Below are 24500 nucleotides of genomic sequence, written 5' to 3' on the forward strand. Positions count from 1 at the left end.
CCACGTTCTCTACATGACGGGCGAAGGCGACGTGGCTTCCGGAATCAGCACCCGCGCGGGCTGCGACCCGTCGGCGGGCGCGACGTGAACCGCGGGCAGCTTGGCGTCCTTCGGCACGGCGGCGAACGCGACCTCGTTCTCGTTCAGCCACGTGGTCTGGTCGTCGATGCCCGCGGTGCCGGGCAGGCGCTTCTCCTCGTTGGTGGCGAGGTCGAGCACCGCGAGGTCCCACGGCCCGAGGCGGCCGATGCGCTTCTTGTAGGCGACCTTCGTGCCGTCCGGCGACAGCGACGGGCATTCCGCGTCACGGCGCAACGACGTCACGGCCTTGGCGCCCAGGTCGCCCTTCACCAACCAGGTGAACCCGCCACTCGCGAGGGTGGCGTAGAACGTCCTGTCGTCCGAACCCACGGTCAGGCCCCAGTAGTTGATGTCACTGGCCGTGAGCAGAGCACCCTCCACAGTGGCGGCGAAGTGCTCGAGCGACTCGACCGTCTCGCCGGTGCGCAGGTCGTAAAATCCCGTTCGGGTGGAAAAGCCTCCGGGGACCGAGTACGAGTCGCCGGTGACGAAACTCGTCCACGACACCACGTTCCCGGACTGCGAGACCTTCGCGCGGCTCGGGATGCCCGGCAGCCCGACGGTCTTCACGACCTTGCCGCCCCGGCTCACCTCCGCCGCGTAGGTCGGTCCCGGACCGGAGAGCTTGAGGCACACGCTCGTGCCACCGGCGGCGTAAAACCGCTGGCAGGCCAGCTCCGTCGGGGTGCGAGAGCCGCCGTCGGCGAGCTTCTCGACCCGGTTCTGGCCACCCGCGAGATCGACGAAGAGAAGATCGCCGGTCTTGGCCAGCGACACCTGTTCGGCGCCCGCCGGCTGCTTCGCGTCGGTGGCCGCTGTCACGACGTAAGCCGTTGTTCCACCGATGACCACGAGAATGGCCGCGATGGTCACGGTCAGACGTCCTGCACGCATGCTGCCTCCTGGATTCCCTTCCTTCATCGCTCGTCAGCTACGGCCTGTAACAGTTGGCAGCTCACCCCGATTTTCAAAGCAGGCGATACCCTACGGACATTGCGTTCGCAAGACCGAGCCGCGGATCGGGGATTTTGATGGACTTCTGGGGAACCGTACGAGTGCTGCGGCGGCGGTGGTACATCGCCCTGCCCGCAGTGCTGCTCACGGGGATCCTCGCGCTGTACGTCTACGTCACGGTGCCCACGCGGTACGAGTCGAGCGGCGTGCTGGTCCTCACCTCCCCCGCGGCGGGCGGCCGCTACACGGCCAACACCAAGCCCGAGGACGTCGTCAAGGTCAACCCGCTGCTGCAGTTCGACGGCAGCCTCACGACCACGGCGCAGATCCTCACCCAGATCCTCGGCGACCCGAAGACCGCGGAAGAGCTGGCGGGCAAGGGCTCCACGTCCGTCTACACCGCCAACACCGGCCCGGTCGGCGGCCCGCTGCTGTTCATCACGACCGAGTCCGACTCGGCCGAGTCGGCGGAGGCGCTCGTCGGCAAGGTGCTCGACAAGACCGTCGCGGAGCTCGCGGCGCAGCAGAAGGCGCTGAGCGCGCCCGAACAGACGTTCATCACCGCGCAGGTCCTGGTGAAGCCGACGACGGCCTCGGCCAAGATCGGCGGCAAGGTCCGCTACGTCGGCGCGGCCACGGTCGTGCTGCTCCTGCTGACGCTCGCCTCGACGTTCGCCGCCGACTCGATCATGCTCAAGTCGAAGCGCCGCAAGGAAGGCAAGGAGAGCAAGGACGAGAAGGACCCGGCACCGTCCGAGAAGGACACCACGCCGGCCCCCGTCCCGCCGGTCCGGCCTCAGCCCCAGCCCCAGAGCAACGGCAACGGCGGCCCGCCGCAGCCGCAGCGCCCGATGCCGCAGGGCATGCCGAACGCGCACCAGAAGACCGTCATCATCGCCGCTCCCAAACCTGACCCGGCATGGCCGACGAAAGACGACTGACCGCCCAGCGAGCCGACGGCGCCACCCTTCTCATCTTCTACATGGTGGCGCTGCTGGTCGTCCCGGCCAGGTTCACGATCGCGTTCGTCCCGATCACGCTGCCGCCCGCGTTGTTCATGGCGATGTGCCTCATGGTCGTGTGGTTCGCCGCGCACCTGGTCGACCACCTCGGCATGGCCAAGGGCCGCAACGCCGTCCGCACGATCCTCGCGATCTACGTGATGCTGCACCTGATGACGTACGCCCTCGCGACCCGGCGCTACCTGCCGATCGACGAACTGTCGGTGTCGGACTCGGCTTTGATCCGCATCGTGTCGATGTCGGCGCTCGCGGTGTTCGTGTGCGACGGCATCCGCAACGGCGAACGGCTGAGCCGCGCGTTGCGGGTCATGGTGGCGTGCCTGACGGTCAGCGCGTTCGTCGGCCTGTTCCAGTTCGGCCTGGGCCTCGACCTGGCCTCGTACATCACGCTGCCGGGCCTGCGCGTGCAGGACAACGGCTACTCGGCGCTGGAGTCCCGCTCCATCTTCTTCAGACCGGCCGGCACGGTGAACCACCCGATCGAGTTCGGCCTGGTGTGCGTGCTCGGCGTCCCGTTCGCCGCGCACATGGTGTTCCGCGCCAAGGACAAGGGCGAACCGGTAGGCCGTTGGTGGCTGGCTTTGTCGCTGCTGGCCCTGATGTCCATCCTGTCGCTTTCGCGCACCGCCATCCTCGGCCTGGTGATCACGGGCATCGTGATGGCGATCCTGCTCCCCCGCGAACGAGGCCTGCCGCTGCTGGGCGTCGGCGCGGTGTTCCTCGGCGGCGCCTCGGTCGTCGTGCCGGGCCTGTTCGGCACGGTCACGTCGATGTTCTCCAACATCGAGGACGACCCGTCGTTCCAGGGCCGCACCAAGGACTACGACGGCGCCTGGCTGGAGATCGCCAAACACCCGTGGCTGGGCCGCGGCTTCGGCACGTTCCTGCCGTCGAAGTACACGATCCTCGACAACCAGTACCTGCTGACGATGATCGAGAACGGCTACCTGGGCCTGATCGCGTTCGTGCTGCTGTTCCTGGGCGGCATCTTCGCGGCGCTGCGGGCCCGCGCGTTGTCCCGCGACGAGGACATCCGCGGCATCGCCATGTGCCTCGTCGCCTCGCTGCTGACGTCCGCGCTGGGGGCCGCGACGTTCGACGAGCTCGCGTTCAGCGTGGCCACCGGGATGACGTTCATGCTCATCGGGGTGTCGGGGGCGTTGCTGCGAATAGCCAAACGGGAGGCGGACGAACGCAAGTCGGCCGAGGTCAGCTCAGCCAGCTGACGAGGCTGCGCCAGGCAGGGACCGAGAACGCGAGAACGTCGCCGCCCGCGTTCTTCGAGTCCCGGACGAGTGCGTCCTGGGCGAGCGACACCTCCACGCAGTCACTGTCGCCGGTGCCGCCGCTGTAGGAGCTCTTACGCCAGGTCCGTTCGCAGGCCATGAGGGTCCTCTCGAAGTCCGCTGGCGTACGCCGCCAGCATGTTCCGAGATTGTTCCTCATCCAAAGCAACCGCATCCAACCGTTGGAAGAGCTTCCTGGCTGTCGCCACGGCAGCGCCGTCCTGCGCGAAAACCTTGGCCACGTCCGTCTCGCCGTAGGTCACAGGTGCTGCCTTGCCGAACTCGAACAACGTGCGTTTCGACTGCATGGCGAGGCCCACCGCGTTCGCCGGCACGATCCGCACGACGTGGGCGTTGAAGAGAAGGCGGAGGTACTGGTCCTCCATCACTTTGGCGTCGCCGATCTGCAAGCGCAGCGCCAACTCGTGGATGAAGAACGCGCTCGCGGGGCGATAGGGCCGCTGCCAGATCGTCTGCCGCTCCATCCGCAACGCCACGTAGCGCTCGACATCGTCCAAGGATTCCAGAGCGGTTTCGAGGAAGAGCGCGCGTGCGTAGGCCTCGGTTTGCAGGAGGCCCGGCATCGCGAGGATCTCGTAGACGAACATCTTCTTGGCCATGGCCTCGACCATGGCGAGCGTGCGCAGGTTGTCCGGTACCTGCACGATGTACAGGTCGAAGGCGTGGCGGTAGCGGTCGGCGAAGTCCTGGAGGTAGTCGAGGCCCTTGTCGCAGACCGCCAGGTACTGGGCGAGGTCGATCTCCGTGGGCCGGACCTTGCCGGTCTCGATGTTGGAGACCTTGCTCGGGTCCCACCCCAGTTTCGCCGCCATGGCGCGACCGCCCAGACTGGTGGAGGCTTCGCGCAAGCCGCGGAGTTCGTCGCCCAGGTCGCGGCTGTACGCGGTGGAAATGATCGCAGTCATCTCCCGGACGCTAACTGTTGAAGCAGCTCCAATGAACGGCTCGTACGGGTGAAAACGGACAATAAAACCGCTGGCAGGTCCGCGATGGCCGGTGATAGACAACCGCCGTGCACACCCCGCTTGCGTTCCCCGAACTGCTCCGCCTGATCGAGGAGCGGACCACCGCGTTCTGCGCCACGATCGCCACCGCGCCCGACCTCGGCGCCCAGGTCCCCACCTGCCCCGACTGGACGCTGTTCGACCTCGTCCAGCACATCGGCGACGGCCGCCGCAAGTGGGCGGGCATCATCACGGACGGCCCCACCGACCGGACTCCGGTCGAGGCTCCCCGCGAGCGCCTGGTGGAGTGGGTGACGGAGTCGACGCAGCTGCTCCTGGCCGCACTGGAGAAGGCCGGTCCTGACCGCGCGTGCTGGGGCTGGTGGGGCGAGTCGCAGTCGCCGTTGATCGTCGCCACCGCGGCCCGCCGCCAGCTGCACGAGGTCGCCGCCCACACCTACGACGCCCAGGTCACGGTCGGCGCGCCGGAGCCGATTCCGGCGGAGATCGCCCTGGACGGCGTGGACGAGTTCCTCAGGACGTGCTTCTCGACGTCGAGCCCGTGGCCGTACGACCCCGCCGTCGTCGACTACCGGATCAACGAGGGCGGGCAGTGGCGGATCAGGATGTCCGCGGAGGGTGCGCGGGTCGTGGAGCCGGACGGCACCGCGCCGGACGCCACGGCCGAGGGTGCCGCCCACGACTTCCTGATGGTGTTCTACGGGCGGGGCGGGCTGGAGCCGTTGAAGATCGACGGCGACGTGCGCGTGCTCGACCAGCTCGGCGAGTGGGTGCCTGAGTGATCGACGTGGTGCTGGAGTTCGCGACGACCGGCCGGATCGGTCTGGTGCACGCGGGCATGGCGCTGGCCGAGGCGGAGGACCTGCTCGGCCCTGGCAGACCCCACCCGGCGCTGCGGAGGCACCCGGAGTTCGACGGCTACCCAATCCACTGGGAGAGCCTGTCGCTGCTGAAGTCCGGCGATCGGGCGAGTGAGGTCAACCTCGAACTGAGCCCGGAGCACCCGCTGCGGCTCCCGGAGGTGCTGGGCTCGCGGCACGTCGGTGAGCTTGGTTCGGTGCTGATGGAGGACTTTCTCGCCGCGCTGGACGAGGCGGCCTGCGGCTACGGCTCCGCCCGCAGCGAGGAGGGCGTGACGCACCTCGACCTCGAGTCAGGGGTGACGGCGATCTTCATCCACTCCGAGGACTGGTACGACGTGCCGGTGCAGGGCGACTACCTCAGCAAGCTCCGCACGCGGTCCTGACACGAGCGAGGCCCCCGGACATTTCCGGGGGCCTCGGTGCGTTGTCAGACGGCTTTCAGGCCGTCCGGGGTCTCTTCGTGCCGGGTGGCGCACTCGGGGCAGGAGAGATCATCTGAGAGCCGGGCGCCGCACGCGCAGACCCAGCCCTTCACCACGGCCGGGTTGCCCGCCACGAACGCGTGCGCGGGCACCGACTTCGTCACCACCGCGCCGGCCGCGGCGAACGCGTGCTCGCCGATCTCCGTGCCGCACACCACGACCGCGCCGGCGCCCAAGGTGGCGCCACGGCGGACCAGGGTCGTCTCCAGCGCGTCGCCCGTCTTCTTGACGTGGGCGCGCGGGCGCAGGTCGTTGGTGAAGAGCACGTTGGGGCCGAGGAACACGTCGTCCTCGCACGTCACGCCGTCGAAGACCAAAGTGCCGTTCTTGACCGTCACGTTGTTGCCCAGCACGGCGCGGGACTCGACGAACGCGCCGTCGCAGATGTTGCAGTCACGGCCGATGCGCGCGCCCGGCAGTACGTGTGCGAACGCCCACACGCGCGTGCCGTCGCCTACGTCGTCCGATTCGCACAGGCCGTGCGGGTGCACGCGGACACCGGACATCAGAGCGCCTCCTTCAGGGCCTCGACCACGCGGGCCTGCTGCGCCTCGGTGATCTCCGGGAACAGCGGCAGCGACAGCAGTTCCGCGGCCGACGACTCGGCCACCGGGAAGGTACCGGAGAGGTGGGCGAAGGCGCCGGTCTTGTGCAGCGGCGTCGGGTAGTGGATGCCGGCGCCGATGCCGGCCTCGTGCAACGAGGACAGCACGCGGTCGCGGTCAGCGACGCGCACGACGTAGAGGTGCCAGACGGGCAGGTTGCCGTCCAGGACCGTCGGGACGCGGACGCCGGGAACGTCGGCGAGCATCTCGGTGTAGCGGGAGGCGGCCGCGCGGCGGGCCTGGTTCCAGGCCTCCAGGCGGCGCAGCTTGGCGGAGAGCACGACGGCCTGGAGCGTGTCGAGGCGGCTGTTGAAGCCGAGCACCGGGTGTTCGTACTTGCGCGGCGACCCGTGCTCGCGCAGCAGGCGGACCGACTCGTTGATCGCGTCGGACGTGGTCAGCACCGCGCCGCCGTCGCCGTACGCGCCGAGGTTCTTGCCGGGGTAGAACGAGGTCGCGGCCGCGACGCCGAGCCCACCGACGGCCACGCCGTTGCGGCGGGCGCCCTGGGCCTGGGCGGCGTCCTCGACGACCGGCACTCCCAAAGGCAGCAGCTCGACCGGGGCGGCCTGGCCGTACAAGTGCACCGGCACAACGGCCTTGGTGCGCGAAGTGACCACAGAGGACACCTGCGAGGTGTCGATCAGCAGCGTGTCGTCCACGCAGTCCACGAGCACGGGCGTCGCGCCGCAGCGGGCGACGGCCTCGGCCGTGGCGATGAAGGTGTTGGCGGGCAGCACGACCTCGTCGCCGTGGCCGACGCCCAGCGCACGCAACGCCAGCTCGATGGCGTCGGTGCCGTTGCCGACACCGATGACGTGCGGAACTTCCTGGTAGGCAGCGAATTCCGACTCGAACCTGGCGACCTGGGGGCCGCCGATGAAGGCCGTCGTCTTGAGCACCTCTGCCCAGCCGTCGGCCACCTCGTCGGCCACCTGCTCGTGCTGGGCACGCAGGTCCACCAGCGGAATCTCGATCACGCGCTCTCCCCACGCAACGGGCGGGCCGGCACACCGGCCCACGTCTCTCCTGCCGGAACGTCCTGCAGGACAACGGCTCCCATGCCGATCACGGCACCGGCGCCGATCTTCAACCCCTCGCGCACCATGGCTCCCTGTCCCAGGTACGCGGCCTCCCCGACGTGCACAGATCCCGCGAGCGAGGCGCGGCCGGCGAACGTGACGCCGTCCGACACCTCGTCGTCGTGGGTGATCAGCACCTGGGGCATCGCCACCACGTGCCGTCCAACAGAAAGCGGGGTCGTGATGACGACACCCGCCAGCAAAATCGTGCCGGCGCCGATGAAGGCGCCGGAGGTGACGGCCGCCGGATGAACGACGGTCGCCCATCGCTCGTCCGGCAGGTCCAGTCGTCGAGCCACGTTCAGCCGGACGAGCGACCGTCGCGCACTGGCGATGCAGAGCACGACGGCCGCGTCCGGGTGTTCACTCAGAGCGTCGAGCCCGCCCAGCACGGGCACCCCGTCGATCAGGGTGCCGTGCAGGGCGGTGGAGTCGTCGAGCGCCCCGACGGGGTTCCACGTCTCCGGGAGGAGGCGGACCGCCGCGAGGGTCTCGCGAGCGAGTCCGCCTGCTCCGACGAGCAGCAGTGGCCTTGCGGTCACCGTTTCATCACTGGAAAACCACATCCACCCAGTAGTTGCCACCGTTGTAGGTCGAGGTCGGGAACCCGGACCCGGCGGTGAACACACCGGCCGACGGCGAGGCGGTCAGCGGCGGTGAGGTCACCGTGCCGAAGTAGCCCGCGTTGACCGCGTAGTGCCCCGTGGTGGTCGTGTACGAGGCCGTGTACTCGGTGTTCGCCGTGATCGACACCGGCGAGCTGAAGGTCAGCGTCTGCCAGCCGGACTCGCTCTCACCGGAGAACGTGCCGGTGGCGAGGCGCTGGCCGTCCGCGGACCAGAGCGAACCGGTGTGGGTGCCCGTGTTGCCGGCCCCCTTGTAGAACTTCACACCGGTGATCTGGCCGTTGGTGGCGGACGTGAACTTGACGCCCAGCTCGTACGCGCCGTTGTCATCAGCCGAAGTTACCGAAGGAACGGTCGCCCCGCTGAAGAGCGTGCACGGGCAGGTCTGCGTGTTCGTCGTGGTGAACGACCACGTGACCGGGTTGGCCATCATGTTGCCGAACGTGTCCGCGGCCTTCGCGCTCACCGAGTACACAGTGGACGCCGCGAGCCGTGCCGCCGGGGTGAACGTGATCATCCTGCTGTCCGGCGACAGCGCCCTCGTGCCGGCGATCTTCGCGCCACCGGGGTCGGTGACGTCGAACTGCGCCGAGTTGAGGTCGACGGGCTCGTCGAACGACACGGTGACCGTGGTGTTGAGCGCCACGCCCGACGCGCCGGTCAGCGGCGTGTGCGACTGCGCCACCGGGGCCGTGTTGTCGGCGTTGGGCTGGTAGACCACGTCGACCCAGTAGTTGCCGGAGCCGTACGTCATGGTCGGGAACCCGGTGCCGGGCACGAACACGCCGTTGGTCTCCTGCGGGGCCGACAGCGGACCGGAGTTGACCGGACCCGTGCCGAAGTACCCGGCGTTCACCGCGTAGTGCCCGGTGGTCGTCGTGTACGAGGCGGTGTAGGTCTGGCCGGCGCTGACGATCACCGGCTGGGCGAACGTCAGGTTCTGCCAGCCGGTCGCGGTCTCACCGGTGAACGTGCCGGTGGCGAGACGCGTGCCACTGGCGTTCCACAGCGAACCGGTGTGCGTGCCGGTGTTGCCCGTGCCCTTGTAGAACCGGACACCCGTGATCTGGCCCGACTGGGTCGGGGTGATCCGGACGCCGAGCTCGTAGGCACCCGAGTCGTCCGCGGACGTCTCGTCCGGCACCGTCGCCGTGCTGAAGAGCGAGCACGGGCAGGTCGGTGTCGTCGTGGTCGTGAAGTTCCACTCCGCGGCGTTCGGCATCGCGATGCCGTTGACGTCCGCGATGCCCACGTGCGCCTGGTACTGCGTGCCGGGGACGAGCTTGCCGGACGGCGTCCAGGTGACCGTCTTCTGGTCGCCCGAGAGCGACACGGAGCCGGACAGCTTGGCGCCCTTGGGGTCCTTCAGCCAGATCTGCGCCGACGCGGGGTCGACCGGCTCGCTGAACGTCGCCGTGAGAGCGCTCTGCAGGCCCACGTTCGTCGCGTTCACGGCCGGCGTGCGGGTCGTGATCGTCGGCGGCGTGGTGTCACCGTTGAGGCCGTTGCGGTAGAGGACGTCGACCCAGTAGTTCGTGGCGTTGTACGAGCTGTTCGGGAAACCCGTGCCGTACTTGTAGACGCCGTTGCCGCCGTCCGCGCCGTTCTGCAACGCGTGCAGCGACTGGTAGCTCGCCTCCTGGCCGTTGAAGTAGCCGGAGGTGACCGAGTACCGGCCGTTCGGGGCGGTGTAGGACACCACGTACGTCGTGTTGGCCTGCACCTGGACCGGCGAGCTGAACATCAGCTTCTGCCAGCCGGACGTGGTCTCGCCGGTGAACGTGCCGGTCGCGAGCAGCAGACCCGTGGAGGTCCACAGCGAGCCGGTGTGCGTGCCGGTGTTGCCGGTGCCCTTGTAGAAGCGGACGCCGAGGACCTCGCCCTTGCCGTCGAAGCGGACCTTCGTGCCGAGCTCGACCGCGCTGGTGTCACCGGAGTCGATCACGGCCGGTGCCGCGAAGTCGTCCCAGACGGTGCACGGGCAGGTCGCCGGGCGCGGCGAGCCTGTCGTGAACGTCCAGTTCGTCTGCGTGGACAGGTTTCCTGCCGCGTCCGCCGCCCTCATCGAGACGGTGTAGGACGTGGCCGCCGCCAGAAGTGCCGACGGCGTGAACGTGATCGTGCGGGCGTCGTTCGAGATCGTCTTGGTGCCGGTGACCGCACCGCTCGGGCCCGTCACCGTGACCTGGGCCGAGTTGAGCGTCACGTTCTCGTCGAACGTGCCGGACACCGTGGTGTTCAGCGCGACGGAACCGGCGTTGCTGACCGGGGACATCGCGCTCTGGATCGGCGCGCGGGTGTCGGGACCGGGGTCCGTCGCCCACACCACGTCGACCCAGTAGTTGGTGTGGTCGAACGTCTGGTTCGGGAAGCCGGCGCCGAAGCGGAAGACGCCGTTCGGTCCGTCCACACCGGACTGCAGACCGGTGATCGGCTGCATGTACGCCTGCTGCTGGTAGAAACCGCCGGTGTCGTACGCGAAGTGCCCGGTCGGCGTGTAGTAGCTGACGATGTAGGTGGTGTTGGCGTTCACCGCGACCGGTTGCGGGAAGAGCAGCGTCTGCCAGCCCGTCGCGCTCTCGTTGGTGAACGTGCCGGTGGCCAGCAGGTCACCGTTGTTGTTCCACAGGCTGCCGGTGTGCGTGCCGGTGTTGCCGGTGCCCTTGTAGAACTTGACGCCGCGGACGTAACCGCTGCTCGCGGCCCGCCACTTCACGCCGAGCTCGAGCTGCGAGCTGTCGTCGGCGGAGGTGACCTTCGGGACCTCGGTGCCCGCGAACATGCCGCACGGGCAGGTCTTCGCGGTGACGGTCGGGGTCGCGCTGACCGGCGTGGAGAGGTTCAGCGAGTCGTCGACCGCGCGGACCCTGATCTGCGCCGTGCCGGACTGGTTCGGCGTGTAGGTGTAGCTCCACGACGTTTGTCCGGCCTGCCAGTTGGCGTAGTGCCAGCGGGTGCCGCCGTCGGTCGAGACCTCGACGCCCGCGACCTTGCCGGCGGCGTCGATCGCGGTGCCGCTGAAGGTGTAGGCCTGGCCGACCGTCGACTGCGCGGGCAGCGTGCTGATCTGCACGCCCGGCGCCGTGTTGTCGTTGATGGCGCCGGAGATCGTCAGCTGGTCGGGAGCCCACAGCTGGTAGGGCTGCACGCCCATGTCCGCCAGGAAGTTGACGGTGGCCTGCTTGATCCGCTTGTCCGACGTCGGGGTGTTGGTGAGGAACGCGTGTTCGTCGTCGACGCCCCACGCCCACTGCACCGTGCCCGCGCCGAACACCAGCGCGCCGGAGGGCGCCCGGTAGTAGGTGATGGCGTGCGTCTCGGTGCTGGAGCCGTACTCGTCGCCGTAGTTCTTCAGCGCGTAGTAGCCGTCGAGCTGGACCGTGGTGCGCGACATCTGCGCGACACCGGCGGGCTGGAAGCCGTTGTCGTAGACGGTGTTCCACTCGTAGCCGAGCGTGCCGGGCTGGAACGTGTACGTGGTGCCCGCGGCGAGGTTGGCCAGGTCGGTGTTGCGCCAGAGCCGCATCTTGCCGTACGCGGCCGGGACCTGGAGCGAGTCGTCGCGCCGGCCGTTGACCGTGAACATGTTGCCGAGCAGGGCGTTCTCGGGTCTGCCACCGTCTTGGGGCGGGCTGTACCTCGGGTCACGCCAGGTGCCGGTCCACGTGTTCGTGCCGTCGTTCTGGGCGCCCTTGGTCTCCTTGTAGCAGATGATGGTGCGCCAGTCGGTCTGGGACGAGTCCATGCTCTTGTCCCACTTGGTCTTCCAGAAGATCTCGTTGCCGGTCAGGAACGCCATGTGCACGCCCGCGTCACGGGCGGCCATCACGTTGTTCCACTGCTCGTTCGACCAGTACTCGTCGTGGCCGACCGCCATGAAGACCTTGTGGTTCTTGATGAGCTGACCGCGGCGCGCCGAGTCGACGTCTGTCGTGTAGCTCATGTCGTACCCGTTGCGCTCCATGAACCGGAGCATCGGGTACTCGGCGTTGAAGATGAAGTTCTCGTCGCCGTCGCCGCCGGTGTAGGGGCGGTTGTAGCTGACCTTGTACGAGGAGCCGCCCTGGCCGGGGCCGTCACCGAAGTAGAGGCTGTTGCCGCCGTAGCGGTTGTAGGCGACCCAGGTGGCGTCGGAGGTCTGGAAGAAGATCTTCGACTGCGAGCTGTCGTCGCGGACGACGAACGCCATCTCGTTCTCGGCGCCGGTGTCGTTGCGCGTCATGCGCACGTAGTAGATGCCGGACACCGCGGTGGACGGGATGTTCCAGGTGAGGGAGACGGCCCAGTTGCCGCAGTCGATCAGCGCTGACGCTTCTTCCCGCAGACATGGTGGCTGGTTCTGCGGGGTGTTGCGCTGGACCGTGCCCATGTAGCGGGCGCCCTTGCCGTTGTACCAACCCATCCGGTAGATGTCGAGCTTGTACGACGAGGCGGACGTCAGCATCTTGAAGCTGACGGTCTGGCCCACGTTGTAACTGATGTCCGTTGTGTACCCGAGGATCGTGTCGTCCCGGTACTGCGCCTGCCAGTCGTCCGCGCCGGTCTGCGTGTTCTCACACGCGACCTTGTTGGTGACGGGGATGTCACACGGGGCGGCGTTGGCCTTGCCCGGGTTGAAGACCCCGAGCACGAACATCGTGGATGCGATTAATGCCGTGATCACAAGCACCCGCACGAGACGCGACTGCTGAGCCACCATTGGGTTTCACCTCTCGGACGGAGTTACCGTGTGTGATCCGCGCACTACGCTGGACAGCACAGGGCTGCTACTCCGAACGTCGGCGATCTGGTTGGAACTGTTACGTGTCAACACAAAAATGTTCCAGTGACGGTTGAATCTTTATCTTTCAACCACGCACGGTCAGTCGCTGTGCGTGGAGAGTTTCCGACAACGCTGACACGACTGTGTCCTGTTCGGACTCGGTCATGTCGTGGAACAGCGGCAGGATCAGCGTCCTGGTGGTGAACGCCTCCGTCACCGGGAGGTTCGTGGCCGGATGTCCGTCGTAGGCCGGTTCGAGGTGGGACGCCATGATCCCGCGCCGGGCACTCACACCGCGTTCGGCAAGGCCCGCAAGCACTTCCTGGCGGTCCGCACCCTCCGGCAGCCAGACCCAGAACGACTGGTAGTTGGTCGTTCCGCACTCCGGGTCACGAACGGTCGTGATGTCCAGATCGGTCAGCAACTCGTGGTAACGCGCGGCCAACTCACGGCGACGGGCGATGATCGCGTCCAGTTTGGACAGCTGGACGAGTCCGACAGCGGCCTGGATGTCCGTCATGCGGTAGTTGAACGCCGTCTCGAGGTACTGCTCGATGACCGCGCTGCCGCCGTGGTGGCGGTCGGCCGCCGACACGCTCATGCCGTGCTCCCGCAGGCGCTTGAGCCTCGTCGCCCACTCGGCGTCGTCGACGGTGACCATGCCGCCCTCGCCGGTGGTGAGCAGCTTGCGGGGGTGGAACGACCAGGCGGCGACGGTCGCGTTCGTGCCGACCGGCTTGCCCTTGTAGGTCGAGCCGGCCGCGCAGGCCGCGTCCTCGATGACGGCGATGCCGCGCGGTTCGCACAACGCCTTGATGGCGTCGACGTCGGCGGGCACGCCGGCCTGGTGCACGACCATGACCGCGCGGGTCCGGTCGGTCAGCACGGGCTCCACTGTGGACGCGCTCAGGTTGCCGGTCTCGACCTCGACGTCGGCGAAGACGGGGGTCGCGCCGGTGTAGCGCACGGAGTTGGCCGTGGCGATGAAGCTCAGCGACGGCACGACGACCTCGTCGCCGGCGCCGATGCCGAGCAGGTGCACGGCGAGGTGCAGGCCCGTGGTGCACGACGACACGGCGACACCGTGCCGCGCGCCGACGGACGCGGCGAACGCCTCTTCGAACTCGCGGACTCGGGGGCCCTGCGCCACCCAGCCGGACCGGACGGCCTCGGCGGCGGCGAGCGCCTCTTCTTCGCCGAGCAACGGCCGCATCACCGGGATCAAAGCTCTACCTCTTCGTTGGCGGAGTTGGTGTCCGCGGACGCCGCTCTGCTCGACGGCGGGTGGAGCAGAGCGGCGGCCGCGGAGTGGGTGCGGACGCGGCGGACCTGGGGGTGTCGGCCGCGTCCGCGGTCTTGGGGTGTGAACGATCGTGCGGTTCGCGGTGCGATCACGGCAGGTCCGCCACGATTCGCGGGTGGTACTGGACGCGAGTGCGGCGACCTGGCGGGGCCGCCGCGCTCGCGGGTGGTGCTGGTCGTGCAGTCCTGCGGGCGAACGCGTTGCTGGTTCGTTCGCGATCTTCGGTCGAGCGTCTTGCGGTTGAGCCGTCAGGCGTTCTGCTCGGCGGCGGCCTTCTCGGCACGCCACCACGCGACGAGGTCGCGCAGTCCGCCGTCCATCTCGATCTCGGGCTTCCACCCGAGCTCGGTGGCCGCGAGGCTGATGTCGGCGAGCCGGCGCGTCACGCCGTTCACCTTGCGCTCGGGGCCGTGCTCCAGGGGCAGGTCGGAGTCCATCGCCGCGAGCAACGCGAGGGCGAGTTCCTTGAGCGAGGTCTCCTGCGAGGACGCGATGTTGTACACCGTGTCCGTGACCGGCGCCTTCGCCGCGAGGATGTTGGCGCGCGCGATGTCGTGCACGTGCACGAAGTCCATCGTCTGGGCGCCGTCACCGAAGATCAGCGGCGACTTGCCGTCGACGATGCGCTCCATCCAGCGGATGAGCACCTCGGTGTACAGGCCGTGGACGTCCATCCGCGGGCCGTACACGTTGAAGTAGCGCAGTGCCACGTAGTCGAGGTCGTACATCGCCTTGAAGCTGCGCAGCATGCCTTCGTTGAACGCCTTCGCGGCGCCGTAGAAGGTGTCGTTGTTGTACGGGTGGTGCCGTTCGTTCGTGGGGAACGACTCCGCGAGGCCGTAGACCGAGGCCGACGACGACGCGATGACCTTCTTCACGCCGGCGGCCGCAGCGGCCTCCAGGATCGTGAACGTGCCGTCGACCAGGCACTCCAGCGCCAGGCGCGGTTCTTCCGCGCACTGAGTGATGCGGATGGCGGCGAGGTGGAAGACGAGGTCCATGCCCTCGGTCAGCTCACGCACCAGCGCCTTGTCGTTGATGTCGCCCTCGACGATGCGGACGACACCGGACTCCAGGGCGGAGGCCAGGTTCTCGCGGCGGCCGCGCACGAAGTTGTCGAGCACGACGACCTCGGCCGCGCCGGCCTCGACGAGCTGGTCCACGACCGACGACCCGATTGTTCCAGCGCCGCCCGTGACGAGCGCGCGCTGACCGGCGATCGGCTGGCCCAATTCGTTCTGGGCAGACATCAGGACACCTTGCCTTCAACTTGTTGAACAGGAACGAAAACGCCACCGGAGCGCAGCGACTCCGACGCCGCCTCCAGCACCGCCAGCACGCGCAGACCCGCGCGGCCGTCGGTGAGAGGTGCCCGCTTCTCGGTGATGGACGCGGCGAACTCCGCCATCATCGTGCGCAGCGCCTCGCGTTCCACCAGCGCCGGCGCGACCATGTCGCCGGTGCGGTAGGAGATCTTCTGCTGCTCCGGGGACTTGTCGACGCCCCGGTCGTAAATGGACAGTCGCTGCGCCGGGTTGTTGTCGTCCCACACGACCGTGCGCTGCGAACCGCCGATGACCATCGTGCGGATCTTCGTCGGCGACAGCCAGTTCACGTGCACGTGCGTGATCGCCCCGTTGGAGAGGCGCACGGTCAGGTGGCCGACGCACGCGACGCCCGCGCCGATCGGGTCCGAGCCGTGTGCCGCGACCTCCACCGGGTGGACGTCGTCGGGCAGGATCGCCTCGAAGATCGACAGGTCGTGCGGGGCGAGGTCCCACAGCACGTCGACGTCGGGCTGCACCAGACCGAGGTTGATGCGCACGGAGTCGATGTACTGGATGTCACCGAGCTCGCCACCGCGGATGATCTTGCGCAGGTGCTGCACCGACGACGTGTACGCGAAGGTGTGGTCCAGCATCAGCGTGAGGCCGCGCTGCTCCGCGGTCTCGACGAGCTTCAGGCCGTCCTCGAAGTTGGCCGCGAGCGGCTTCTCCACGAGAACGTGCTTGCCGGCCTCCAGCGCCGCCAGTGCGACGGGCAGGTGCGTGGCGGCCGGGGTGGCGATGGCGACGGCGTGCACGTCGGGGTCGGCGAGAACCTCGTCGAGCGACGCCGTGGCGCGGACGGTCGAGTACTGGCCCAGCACGCGCTGAGCCTTGTCGACGTCCAGGTCGCACAGGTGACGCAGGTGGAGCTCCGGGGTGGCCTGGGCGTTGCGAACGAGGTTCGGCCCCCAGTACCCGGCCCCGATGACAGCAAGGCCAATCACGTCTTGGTTCCCCATCAGTAAGCCCCCTGACCGCCGAAGACGGCGCGGAAGGTCTTCCACATGATCACGAGGTCGAGGGCCAGCGACCAGTCCTCGACGTAGCGCAGGTCGAGGCGCACCGACTCCTCCCACGAGAGATCGCTGCGTCCGCTCACCTGCCACAGGCCTGTCAGGCCGGGCTTCACCAGCAGCCGGCGCCGCACGTCCGAGGAGTACCTGGCGGTCTCCTCCGGCAGCGGCGGGCGCGGGCCGACGAGCGACATGCTGCCCGCGAGGACGTTGAACAGCTGCGGCAGCTCGTCGATCGAGTAGCGGCGCAGGAACGTGCCGACCTTGGTGATGCGCGGGTCCTTCTTCATCTTGAACAGCACGCCGTTGCCTTCGTCGACAGCGGCGAGCCTGGCGCGCAACGCGTCGGCGTTGGTCACCATCGTGCGGAACTTGATGATCGTGAAGGGCACACCGGTCTTGCCGACCCGCTTCTGGCGGTAGAACACGGGTCCCCGGCTGTCGATCATCACGAACGCGGCGACGGCGAACATGAGCGGCGCCAACAGGACGAGGAGGAGGAACGCTCCCACACGGTCCACGACTTCCTTGACCAGTCGGCGGAATCCGCTCAGTGCCGGTTCGCTCACGCGGAGCAGTGGCATCCCGAGCACGGCGCTCATGTGCAGTCGCGGGCCGGCGACCTCCATGAGCCCGGGCGAAACGACCATTTCGGCACCGGAGCCCTCAAGTGCCCACGCGAGCTGCTGGAGACGGCGAGGTGTCCAGTAGGCGTCGGGCGTGACGGCGACGATGCGGTACCCACCGCGGCGGACGTGCTCGGCGAGCTCGCGCAGCTGGCCGACGACGGGCACGCCGTCGACCTCGGTGCCGGAGCGGCCGCGGCCGTCGATCGTGCAGATCGCGTCCACGCGCCAGCCGAGGTGGGCGACGCGCTTGGTGCGGTGGATGAGGTCCTCGACGGTGTCCAGGTTTCCCGCGGCGAGGACCGAGAGCAGGAAACGTCCTTCACTGCGGCCGCGGTGCAGCGGGCGGCGCAGGAGGTAGCGCATGGGAAACGCGACCAGGGCGATCGCGGGGACTACGACGAAGATCCACAGGCGAGCGCCGGGGATGTCGACGGCGAGCGCTCCGAGGCCGAGCGCCACGACGGCACCGAACAAACCCCGGCCGAGTCTTCGGAACTCCTCTGCCCCCTGACCGAGGACCGCCGGCTGCCACACGCGGTTGATCGCGAGCGAGCCGACGACGAGGACTACTGTGAGTATGTCCAGCAATGCGAGGGAAAGCGGACCGAAAGCGGTGTGCCGCATGCTCATGACGGCACCGACGGCGATGACGACCAGGGCAACGGTCAGCACATCGGCGGTGATCACGGCATAGCGGTAACGACTTTCCCAACGCGCTACGGGTGGGTGGGTCTGTCTGCGTTCCGACAGCGTGTTGAGCGTGGAGCGCAACCCGTCGACGTCACGGGCGGCGCGGACCTGCTCACTCATCGTTCTGATCTCCCCGGCTCAGCGGCGATTCCGGACGTGCACGTGCACAGGTCACCCCGAGGACCTTGATTCTTCGGACTCCGCGATCTTCGTCAACGCCGATGAACTGGATCGGCAGCCGAAGCTCGCAACCGGTGATTCGCGCGTACCGGGATCGGCGTTACAGACCCTGGAAAAAAGTTTCCCGAAGTCCGAATACCGGACGTGACGCGCGTCTCACCAACTGGAAACCAAAGCGACGTAACGCGTTTCCAGATGTCCACAAGGGACACAATGAGTACGTACGGCGCGGGGTATTTCGTTCAGAACAGGCCTTCAGGCCCTAGTCTGATCGACTGCGATTGTGCATGCACTTACCGCTGAACGGAGTAATGCGCTACGGCCGAACGGAAATGCGCACTTCGTCACCGTTGACGACCACTACGTCACCGTGCCTCAGCTGGGCACCGCGCCGGACCTCCACAGCGCCGTTGACGTGGACTTCCCCGTCCTCGATGAGCACTTTGGCGTGTCCGCCGTCCTCGGCCAGCTGCGCCAGCTTGAGGAACTGTCCTAGCCTGATCGGCTCTTCGGAGATCTCGACCGTCCGCATGAGTCACATCATCCCAGTAGGGCGCACCCCACTGCTTGCTCGGGGGCCGACACCAGCGCGTTCGAGTGAAACCGTTGACAGCCTTACGAGTATGAAAACTTCGTGGGGGTACACCGCCTGGTTGGCGGTGTCGGGACTCGTCTGCGCGGCGATAACGATCTTCGCCGCGAGCGCGTACGTCACTCTGGACATGGAGCAGGCGCGGCCGCCGCTGCACGGAGCGGTCCACTACGGCCTTCTCGTCGCGCACATCTTCACCGGAACGGTCGCCGTCCTGGCGGGTGTCTCGCAGTTCTGGCCGCGGCTGCGGGCCCGGCACCCGCGGGTGCACCGGGTGATGGGCCGCGTCTACTTCGGGGCCGTGCTGCCGTCGTCTCTTCTCGGCGTCGTGTGCGCGCAGCTGTCACTGGCCGGCCTGGCGTCTTCGGCGCCACTGACGGTGCTGTCCGTCCTGTGGTTCGTGACCGCCGTGTACGGCCTGAAAACGGCGAGGCGGCGCCAGTTCGGCGAGCACCGCATCTGGATGATCCGCGGTTTCGCTCTCACTGGCGCCGCCGTCACAGGTCGTCTGTGGGGGCTTTCACTCGGCGCTCTGATGCCCGACGGGGACGGGCTGATGGTCTTCGCCACCGCGAACTGGCTGTCGTTCGTGGTGAACCTGCTGGTCGCCGAGTGGTGGATCCAGTCGCGGGGTTACACCCGGACCTTGCCCTCCGTAGCACTGAGGCCCAGCATCTCCAGCAGGTCGGCGCAGTCGAGCGCGTCCGTGGCGTGACAGGCCACGGTGCGCGCCGCCTTGCTGTTCTGAATCGTGCTGTGCTCCTTCTCCAGAGCCTTGGCCTCGGCAAACGTGCCGGTTTCGGGCTCGGCGATCGCGGGACGCGCCCAAGTCATGTCGTGCCTGCTTCCGCATCGGGGGATGTGGCCATCATGACAACTGGGTGACCAAAACACCAGAACCCGTGCTTACCGTAATCGACCATCCACGCAGCGTACAAACCGTGGAAGCGTTTTCCTGGAACGAACTTCGTGCGTTTGTCGCCAGGATTTGGCTTTACCGGCCGTACCTCAGCACCGACTCCACTTCGGTCACGAATGCGACCAGCCGTTCGTCGTCCACGTCGTCCGGCGTGGGACCGTCCACCGCAAGCCGTTGCAGCGCAACGGAAGTGGTGGCGCTCTCCCGCGCCAGGCGGCGGAAGCCGAACGTGGCCTCGTAGAGCGACACGGCGGTGGCCGCGGCGGCCAGAACCGTTGCCACGAAACCCCACATGGCCCTGCGCGGCCCGTCCGCCATTCCCACGGCGGCGGCCGCGGCGGCGGCGATGAAGAGCGCGGCGGCGACCGCGACCGTCCACGTGCGCGCGCGGGAGTAACGCTTGCGGGCCCGTTCGAAGTGGTCGAGCCGGTCCTGGAAGCGGTGCCGCAGATAGGCTTCCACGAACTGGGCTTGGCGCAGCTTGTCGCTCATGTCCTGACCACCTCGTGCTTGCGGTTGCTGACCGCGGCCTCCAGATCGGCGACCTTGTCCTGACGCTCCTCTTCGGACGCCGGGGCCACGGAGGCGAGGTGCGCGAAGTACAAGGCGCGCAACCGTTCCGCCCGGGAGCGCGCGGTGAGGTACTTGTCGAGCGACTCGCGCTTGCGGGCCACGATCGTGATGGCCGCGGCGAACGCGCCGCCCGCCACGACGAGCACGCCGGGCCAGGGCGTGTCCTTCAGCCAGATCTGCAACGCGGCGAACACCGTCGTCGTCAGGCCGCCCGCGATGGCGAGCACGGCCGTGAGCCGGTAGCGGTTCTGCTCGACGTCGGCCTCGGCGTCGAGCTCCTGGAACGTCGGCGCCACGACCTGGTTCGCGTCGTGGATGGCGTCGGCGAGCTTCGGGTACGCGACGACGAAACCGGGGTCGACCAACGGCCTCGCCTCGGGCGCACGGTAGCGCACCTTGGGCCAGATCCCCGGCGGCCGGACGGGCTTCTCCTTGCCCAGCAACCGTTCCAGGGCGGTGACGGCCTTCCCTGCGCCCTCGTCCACGTGGATGATGAAGATCTTGCCGCTGCGCACCAGCACCGCGAGGTCACCGGTGAGGTCACCGGTGGCGATGCGGTCGGCGAGCCCGCCCGTGCCGGCGAGCACCAGCAACGGGTTGTCGCCGCTGAGGTGGTCGATCACCTCGCGTTCGTTCTCGCCTCCGACGACGAGCGCGACGACGGGCTTCTTGTGGCGCACGGCGTCGATCGTGCGGAACAGCACCGGCGTCGCGTCCGTCCACTCCGAACCGGGGACGATGACGGCGACGCTGTGGTTGGGTTCCAGCGCGACCTGACCGTTGGTGGAGCTCTCGGTGAGGTCGTGCACCTTGCTGCTCGGCGCGACCCCGATCACGACGGGCCAGCGCTGTTCGCACGCCTGCAAAGCCATGCCCAGCAAGTGGACAACGCCTCTGTCAGTGCCTTCCGTGACGAACACGGCGCCGTTGCGGGCCGCGGTCACGACGACGGATCTCAGCACCGGCAACAACTTCGCCGCCAGATCCGTCTCGATGTCTTGGGTGGAGCCGAAGACCGAGATCACCGTCCGGCCCCGGGGCAAGCCGAGGGCCTTGGGTTTGATGTCGGCGTCCGGCTGGGACAGCCGTTTGACTGTCGGGCCGCCTGCTGTGGGCATGCCGGGCACCATAACGGTGTGATCGAGGTGAGGCCAGGGCCGAACAGTCGTGTCTCACCTCGCGTGCACGCTCCTGATCAGCAGTTCCAGGTCGCTCAGGTCGTCGATCACGATCTGGGCTCCAGCTCGGTGGAGATCCTGTCTCGAACTCCGCCCGGTGGCGACGGCGATCAGCCGCACGCCCGCCTTCGTCGCCGCGTACACGTCGTGCGGGGTGTCGCCGATGACGACGACCTCCTCGTCGGCGAACGGCCGGACGTGCCGCGCGCGGTCGCGGGCGACGGTGACGAGGTCGGCGCGGTCCAGGTGGTCGTCGCCGAACGCGCTGGCGTCCCAGTCGACGAGGTGCGCGAGGCCGAACTCCTCCAGCTTGATCTGGGCGACGCTCGCCAGGTTCGCGGTCAGCACGGCCTGGTGCACGCGCGGGTCGTTCGCGAAGTGCTCGAGCGCCCGGAGCGCCCCCGGCAGCACCTCGCCGTGACCCGGCAGTTCCGCTCTCCGATCCTCGAACGAGGTGCTGAGGGCGGTGCTGAGCAGCCTGCGCGCGTCGGCCGTGGTCTCGATGTCGTGCTGACGCAGGACCTCCTCGATCACGTCCCGCTCGGTGCGCCCGCCGAGATCGACGGGGGCCCTGCAGCGGGCGGCCGAACGCGCGGTGGAACGCGTGGCCGTACATGAGTCCGCCGAATCCCCGCGCCGAGATCAGCGTGTTGTCGATGTCCCACAGCACCAGCACCTCCGGCCCGGTCACCGGACCACCCCCCAACTCCCGTAAAATGCCTGTTCATGACCTCGATCGACCCCGCAGAGCTGGAAGTCTGCCTGCGCGTGCTTGCCCAGGTCGAGGACCTGCCGGCGGAACACGACGACGCCGTGCGCGTCCGCCGGGCCACCGCGAAGATCTTCAAGGCCGCGAAGAAGTTCCGTAAGTCCGAGCGCAAGGCCGCCATCGTGGCCAACGACCGCGCCGTGACCGCGCTCACCGCCACCGGCTCGCCGGACCGCATCGACGACGAGACCCAGGGCCTCCCCCTCGTGTCGACGGCGTCCGGGGCCACGGCGGGCACGCTGCTGCGCGCGCGTTCCTGCTACACGTGCCGGTCGCGGTTCGTCGAGGTGGACGCCTTCTACCACAACCTGTGCCCGGCCTGCGCCGCCTTCAACCACGGCAAGCGCGACGCCCGCACCGACCTGACCGGCCGCAACGCCCTGCTGACCGGCGGCCGCGCGAAGATCGGCATGTACATCGCGCTCCGTCTGCTCCGCGACGGCGCGCACACCACGATCACCACCCGCTTCCCGCGCGACGCGGCCCGCCGGTTCGCCTCGATGCCGGACGCCGACGAGTGGATCGACCGGCTCAAGATCGTGGGCATCGACCTGCGCGACCCGTCCCAGGTGCTCGCGCTGGCCGACGAGGTCGCCTCCCGCGGCCCGGTGGACGTCCTGATCAACAACGCCGCGCAGACCGTGCGCCGGTCCGCCGGTGCCTACGCGCCGCTGGCCCACGCCGAGCACTCCGAGCTGACCGGGGACGCCGCTCGTCCTGAGCTGATCTCGTTCGGCGGGCATGGGCAGTTGGCGTTGCCGGGCACGGCCGTGCCCGAGGCGCACTCCGTGACGACGCTGGCGTTGATGGCGGGCTCGAAGGACATCGACGCGGGTGGGCTCGTGCCGGACACCGCTTCCTCGAACTCGTGGATCCAGAACGTGGACGAGGTCGACCCGGTGGAGCTGCTGGAGGTGCAGCTCTGCAACTCGACTGCGCCGTTCCTGCTGATCTCGCGGCTGCGGGCGTCTATGGCGAAGTCGTCTTACCGGCGCAAGTACGTGGTCAACGTGTCGGCTATGGAGGGGCAGTTCTCGCGGGCCTACAAGGGTTCCGGGCACCCGCACACCAACATGGCCAAGGCTGCCTTGAACATGTTGACGCGGACTAGTGCTGAGGAGATGTTGCAGGCCGACGGCATCCTGATGACTGCCGTGGACACGGGGTGGATCACCGACGAGCGGCCGCACCCGATGAAGCTGCGGCTGGCCGAGGAGGGGTTCCACGCCCCGCTGGACCTGGTCGACGGCGCTGCCCGGGTGTACGACCCGATCGTGCGCGGTGAGGCCGGCGAGGACCTGTACGGGTGCTTCCTGAAGGACTACGCGCCGTCGCCTTGGTGAGGGTTGGCACGCGAGCTCGGGTCGGCTTTGCTGGGTCGGTCGCGTTCCAGCGGGGTTGGTCGCGTTTTGTTGGTTGGGCTGCGGTTGCGAGAGTTGGTTGCGCGGGTCTCGACGAAAGATCTGGGGTGTGCGATTGGGGCTTGACTTCGGGGCCCTTGCGAGGCGCTGGTCGGCCGGAAAAGGCCGGGCTGAAAAGCGCCCGGCCGAGCTCGAGAAGCTAGCACCTCGCACCCAAAGTCAAGCCCCAATCGCCTTGAGCGGTGGAACCGGCTCTGTGGCGGGCATCAGCCCGTTCGGGCTCGCCTTCGGCATCGCGTGCCAGGCCTCGTAAGTGGTTGGCGTGCGTTGACGGCCGTCCGGTTGGGTGCGCGCGCCTGGCTTGCGTCGGTGGTTGCCTTGCGTTGACGACTGCGGTTGTGTGGGGTGGTTCGCGTGCCTCGGGCCGTCCACTCGGGTGACTTTTTGTCGGATACACGCGTCCGGGACACCTCTCGGACGCGTCCGAACGAGGCCTTTCACCAGCTGCGATGTCTAGTAGAACATCTGTTCGAGTACTCATTTGTCATGAGAACTGTGTGGCGGGGAGCACTTCGGTTCGGGATGACGACCATGACGGTGCGGCTGGTCTCGGCGGCCACCGAGCACCGCAGCAAGGTGCACCTGGTGCATCGCGAGGACAGCGGTCGCGTGCGCCATCAACAGGTGTGCGGCGAGTGTTCGTTGCGGCTCACGCCGGAGGACATCGGGCGCGGTTACGAACTCGACGACGGCCGCATCGTGCAGATCGACCCCGGTGACCTGCCGGCGCCCGAGGACGGCGTGATCGACGTGCAGCAGTTCGCGCCGCAGACCGACGTCGATCCGGTCGCGTTGCACCGCAGCTACTACGTCGAGCCGGACGACCTGGCGGTGCGGTCGTACGTGCTGCTGCGGGAGACGCTGGAACGCACGAAGACGGCGGCGATCGTGAAGTTCGCCTTGCGCGGCAAGGAGACGCTGGCGGCTTTGCGGCCGCAGGCCGGGGTGCTGGTGCTGCACACGTTGCTGTGGCCGGACGAGGTGCGCGAGCCGCACTTCGCGTTCCTGCACCGCGACACCGAGGTGCGGACCGGTGAGCTGGCGGCCGCGGCGGCGCTGGTGCGGGCGCAGACACGGCCGTTCCGGCCGCACGACTACCCGAACACGCGGCACGAGGCCTTGCTGCACCTGGTGGAGGCGAACGTCTAGCATCGGC

The 24500-nt window shown here is 68.2% G+C and carries 22 protein-coding genes; 7 read left to right on the forward strand and 15 right to left on the reverse strand.

What is annotated here, in order from left to right; all coding sequences use genetic code 11:
* Positions 1–9 precede the first annotated feature (9 nt).
* The gene (locus ACFWNN_RS30085) at positions 10–975 is read right to left on the reverse strand and encodes a hypothetical protein (RefSeq protein ID WP_382443297.1); all 966 of its coding nucleotides are present in this window, start codon (positions 973–975) and stop codon (positions 10–12) included.
* 137 nt (positions 976–1112) lie between these two features.
* On the opposite strand from ACFWNN_RS30085, the gene ACFWNN_RS30090 reads away from it, so the two are divergent.
* On the forward strand, positions 1113–1976 hold the full coding sequence (locus ACFWNN_RS30090) for a hypothetical protein (protein ID WP_382443298.1): 864 nt from the start codon (positions 1113–1115) through the stop codon (positions 1974–1976).
* Positions 1955–3283 (forward strand): O-antigen ligase family protein, encoded by a 1329-nt coding sequence (locus tag ACFWNN_RS30095; RefSeq protein WP_382443299.1) that lies wholly within the window; start codon positions 1955–1957, stop codon positions 3281–3283. The genes ACFWNN_RS30090 and ACFWNN_RS30095 overlap by 22 nt, the downstream gene beginning before the upstream one ends.
* Here ACFWNN_RS30095 and ACFWNN_RS30100 read toward each other — a convergent pair.
* Positions 3267–3443, reverse strand: coding sequence for a DUF397 domain-containing protein (locus tag ACFWNN_RS30100; protein WP_382443300.1), 177 nt, complete (start codon positions 3441–3443; stop codon positions 3267–3269). The genes ACFWNN_RS30095 and ACFWNN_RS30100 overlap by 17 nt on opposite strands.
* Positions 3418–4269: a helix-turn-helix domain-containing protein gene (locus tag ACFWNN_RS30105; protein ID WP_382443301.1), complete on the reverse strand. Its 852-nt coding sequence runs from the start codon at positions 4267–4269 to the stop codon at positions 3418–3420. The genes ACFWNN_RS30100 and ACFWNN_RS30105 overlap by 26 nt, the downstream gene beginning before the upstream one ends.
* Before the next feature lie 107 nt (positions 4270–4376).
* On the opposite strand from ACFWNN_RS30105, the gene ACFWNN_RS30110 reads away from it, so the two are divergent.
* Both ACFWNN_RS30110 and ACFWNN_RS30115 read left to right on the forward strand, forming a co-directional pair.
* The gene (locus ACFWNN_RS30110) at positions 4377–5111 is read left to right on the forward strand and encodes a maleylpyruvate isomerase family mycothiol-dependent enzyme (protein WP_382443302.1); all 735 of its coding nucleotides are present in this window, start codon (positions 4377–4379) and stop codon (positions 5109–5111) included.
* Entirely contained in the window at positions 5108–5575 is a 468-nt protein-coding gene (locus ACFWNN_RS30115; RefSeq protein WP_382443303.1) for a hypothetical protein, read from the forward strand. Before ACFWNN_RS30110 ends, ACFWNN_RS30115 begins: the two co-directional genes overlap by 4 nt.
* A gap of 44 nt (positions 5576–5619) precedes the next feature.
* On the opposite strand, the gene ACFWNN_RS30120 is transcribed toward ACFWNN_RS30115, so the two are convergent.
* From ACFWNN_RS30120 to ACFWNN_RS30160, 9 genes are all read right to left on the reverse strand, one after another.
* Positions 5620–6180: an acyltransferase gene (locus tag ACFWNN_RS30120; RefSeq protein ID WP_382443304.1), complete on the reverse strand. Its 561-nt coding sequence runs from the start codon at positions 6178–6180 to the stop codon at positions 5620–5622.
* The gene (locus ACFWNN_RS30125) at positions 6180–7259 is read right to left on the reverse strand and encodes a DegT/DnrJ/EryC1/StrS family aminotransferase (RefSeq protein ID WP_382443305.1); all 1080 of its coding nucleotides are present in this window, start codon (positions 7257–7259) and stop codon (positions 6180–6182) included. Before ACFWNN_RS30125 ends, ACFWNN_RS30120 begins: the two co-directional genes overlap by 1 nt.
* Positions 7256–7903, reverse strand: coding sequence for an acetyltransferase (locus ACFWNN_RS30130; RefSeq protein WP_382443306.1), 648 nt, complete (start codon positions 7901–7903; stop codon positions 7256–7258). Before ACFWNN_RS30130 ends, ACFWNN_RS30125 begins: the two co-directional genes overlap by 4 nt.
* Positions 7904–7910: 7 nt before the next feature.
* Entirely contained in the window at positions 7911–12623 is a 4713-nt protein-coding gene (locus tag ACFWNN_RS30135; protein ID WP_382443307.1) for a DUF4082 domain-containing protein, read from the reverse strand.
* Positions 12624–12834: 211 nt separating this feature from the next.
* The gene (locus ACFWNN_RS30140) at positions 12835–13965 is read right to left on the reverse strand and encodes a DegT/DnrJ/EryC1/StrS family aminotransferase (protein ID WP_382443386.1); all 1131 of its coding nucleotides are present in this window, start codon (positions 13963–13965) and stop codon (positions 12835–12837) included.
* A 335-nt stretch (positions 13966–14300) separates the two neighbouring features.
* The gene (locus ACFWNN_RS30145; protein WP_382443308.1) at positions 14301–15302 is read right to left on the reverse strand and encodes an NAD-dependent epimerase/dehydratase family protein; all 1002 of its coding nucleotides are present in this window, start codon (positions 15300–15302) and stop codon (positions 14301–14303) included.
* On the reverse strand, positions 15302–16324 hold the full coding sequence (locus ACFWNN_RS30150; RefSeq protein ID WP_382443309.1) for a Gfo/Idh/MocA family protein: 1023 nt from the start codon (positions 16322–16324) through the stop codon (positions 15302–15304). Before ACFWNN_RS30150 ends, ACFWNN_RS30145 begins: the two co-directional genes overlap by 1 nt.
* A 14-nt stretch (positions 16325–16338) precedes the next feature.
* Entirely contained in the window at positions 16339–17832 is a 1494-nt protein-coding gene (locus ACFWNN_RS30155; protein WP_382443310.1) for a sugar transferase, read from the reverse strand.
* A 376-nt stretch (positions 17833–18208) separates the two neighbouring features.
* Entirely contained in the window at positions 18209–18424 is a 216-nt protein-coding gene (locus tag ACFWNN_RS30160) for an RNA-binding S4 domain-containing protein (RefSeq protein WP_382443311.1), read from the reverse strand.
* A 91-nt stretch (positions 18425–18515) separates the two neighbouring features.
* Here ACFWNN_RS30160 and ACFWNN_RS30165 point away from each other — a divergent pair, with 91 nt between their 5' ends.
* The gene (locus ACFWNN_RS30165; protein ID WP_382443312.1) at positions 18516–19199 is read left to right on the forward strand and encodes a DUF2306 domain-containing protein; all 684 of its coding nucleotides are present in this window, start codon (positions 18516–18518) and stop codon (positions 19197–19199) included.
* A gap of 279 nt (positions 19200–19478) precedes the next feature.
* On the opposite strand, the gene ACFWNN_RS30170 is transcribed toward ACFWNN_RS30165, so the two are convergent.
* From ACFWNN_RS30170 to ACFWNN_RS30180, 3 genes are read right to left on the reverse strand one after another with little or no spacing between them, the layout of a single operon-like run.
* Positions 19479–19895 (reverse strand): SLATT domain-containing protein, encoded by a 417-nt coding sequence (locus tag ACFWNN_RS30170; protein ID WP_382443313.1) that lies wholly within the window; start codon positions 19893–19895, stop codon positions 19479–19481.
* Entirely contained in the window at positions 19892–21094 is a 1203-nt protein-coding gene (locus ACFWNN_RS30175) for a DUF4231 domain-containing protein (protein ID WP_382443314.1), read from the reverse strand. The genes ACFWNN_RS30170 and ACFWNN_RS30175 overlap by 4 nt, the downstream gene beginning before the upstream one ends.
* A gap of 54 nt (positions 21095–21148) precedes the next feature.
* Complete coding sequence (locus ACFWNN_RS30180; RefSeq protein ID WP_382443315.1) at positions 21149–21688, reverse strand: HAD hydrolase-like protein; 540 nt, start codon at positions 21686–21688, stop codon at positions 21149–21151.
* A 192-nt stretch (positions 21689–21880) separates the two neighbouring features.
* Between ACFWNN_RS30180 and ACFWNN_RS30185 the strand changes: the two genes are divergently transcribed.
* Together ACFWNN_RS30185 and ACFWNN_RS30190 are read left to right on the forward strand one after the other, a co-directional pair.
* Positions 21881–23266: an SDR family NAD(P)-dependent oxidoreductase gene (locus tag ACFWNN_RS30185; protein ID WP_382443316.1), complete on the forward strand. Its 1386-nt coding sequence runs from the start codon at positions 21881–21883 to the stop codon at positions 23264–23266.
* Positions 23267–23830: 564 nt separating this feature from the next.
* Entirely contained in the window at positions 23831–24493 is a 663-nt protein-coding gene (locus tag ACFWNN_RS30190) for a Ku protein (RefSeq protein WP_285646032.1), read from the forward strand.
* Positions 24494–24500: the final 7 nt, after the last annotated feature.

Source organism: Lentzea sp. NPDC058450, assembly GCF_042721395.1.
GTDB lineage: Bacteria > Actinomycetota > Actinomycetes > Mycobacteriales > Pseudonocardiaceae > Lentzea.

What these genes read in the sequence shown, in the direction of transcription:
- ACFWNN_RS30085 (WP_382443297.1), bottom strand. Translation starts at nt 975, where the DNA reads ATGCGTGCAGGACGTCTGACCGTGACCATCGCGGCCATTCTCGTGGTC.
- ACFWNN_RS30090 (WP_382443298.1), top strand. Translation starts at nt 1,113, where the DNA reads ATGGACTTCTGGGGAACCGTACGAGTGCTGCGGCGGCGGTGGTACATC.
- ACFWNN_RS30095 (WP_382443299.1), top strand. Translation starts at nt 1,955, where the DNA reads ATGGCCGACGAAAGACGACTGACCGCCCAGCGAGCCGACGGCGCCACC.
- ACFWNN_RS30100 (WP_382443300.1), bottom strand. Translation starts at nt 3,443, where the DNA reads ATGGCCTGCGAACGGACCTGGCGTAAGAGCTCCTACAGCGGCGGCACC.
- ACFWNN_RS30105 (WP_382443301.1), bottom strand. Translation starts at nt 4,269, where the DNA reads ATGACTGCGATCATTTCCACCGCGTACAGCCGCGACCTGGGCGACGAA.
- ACFWNN_RS30120 (WP_382443304.1), bottom strand. Translation starts at nt 6,180, where the DNA reads ATGTCCGGTGTCCGCGTGCACCCGCACGGCCTGTGCGAATCGGACGAC.
- ACFWNN_RS30135 (WP_382443307.1), bottom strand. Translation starts at nt 12,623, where the DNA reads ATGTTCGTGCTCGGGGTCTTCAACCCGGGCAAGGCCAACGCCGCCCCG.
- ACFWNN_RS30145 (WP_382443308.1), bottom strand. Translation starts at nt 15,302, where the DNA reads ATGTCTGCCCAGAACGAATTGGGCCAGCCGATCGCCGGTCAGCGCGCG.
- ACFWNN_RS30155 (WP_382443310.1), bottom strand. Translation starts at nt 17,832, where the DNA reads ATGAGTGAGCAGGTCCGCGCCGCCCGTGACGTCGACGGGTTGCGCTCC.
- ACFWNN_RS30160 (WP_382443311.1), bottom strand. Translation starts at nt 18,424, where the DNA reads ATGCGGACGGTCGAGATCTCCGAAGAGCCGATCAGGCTAGGACAGTTC.
- ACFWNN_RS30165 (WP_382443312.1), top strand. Translation starts at nt 18,516, where the DNA reads ATGAAAACTTCGTGGGGGTACACCGCCTGGTTGGCGGTGTCGGGACTC.
- ACFWNN_RS30170 (WP_382443313.1), bottom strand. Translation starts at nt 19,895, where the DNA reads ATGAGCGACAAGCTGCGCCAAGCCCAGTTCGTGGAAGCCTATCTGCGG.
- ACFWNN_RS30175 (WP_382443314.1), bottom strand. Translation starts at nt 21,094, where the DNA reads ATGCCCACAGCAGGCGGCCCGACAGTCAAACGGCTGTCCCAGCCGGAC.
- ACFWNN_RS30185 (WP_382443316.1), top strand. Translation starts at nt 21,881, where the DNA reads ATGACCTCGATCGACCCCGCAGAGCTGGAAGTCTGCCTGCGCGTGCTT.
- ACFWNN_RS30190 (WP_285646032.1), top strand. Translation starts at nt 23,831, where the DNA reads ATGAGAACTGTGTGGCGGGGAGCACTTCGGTTCGGGATGACGACCATG.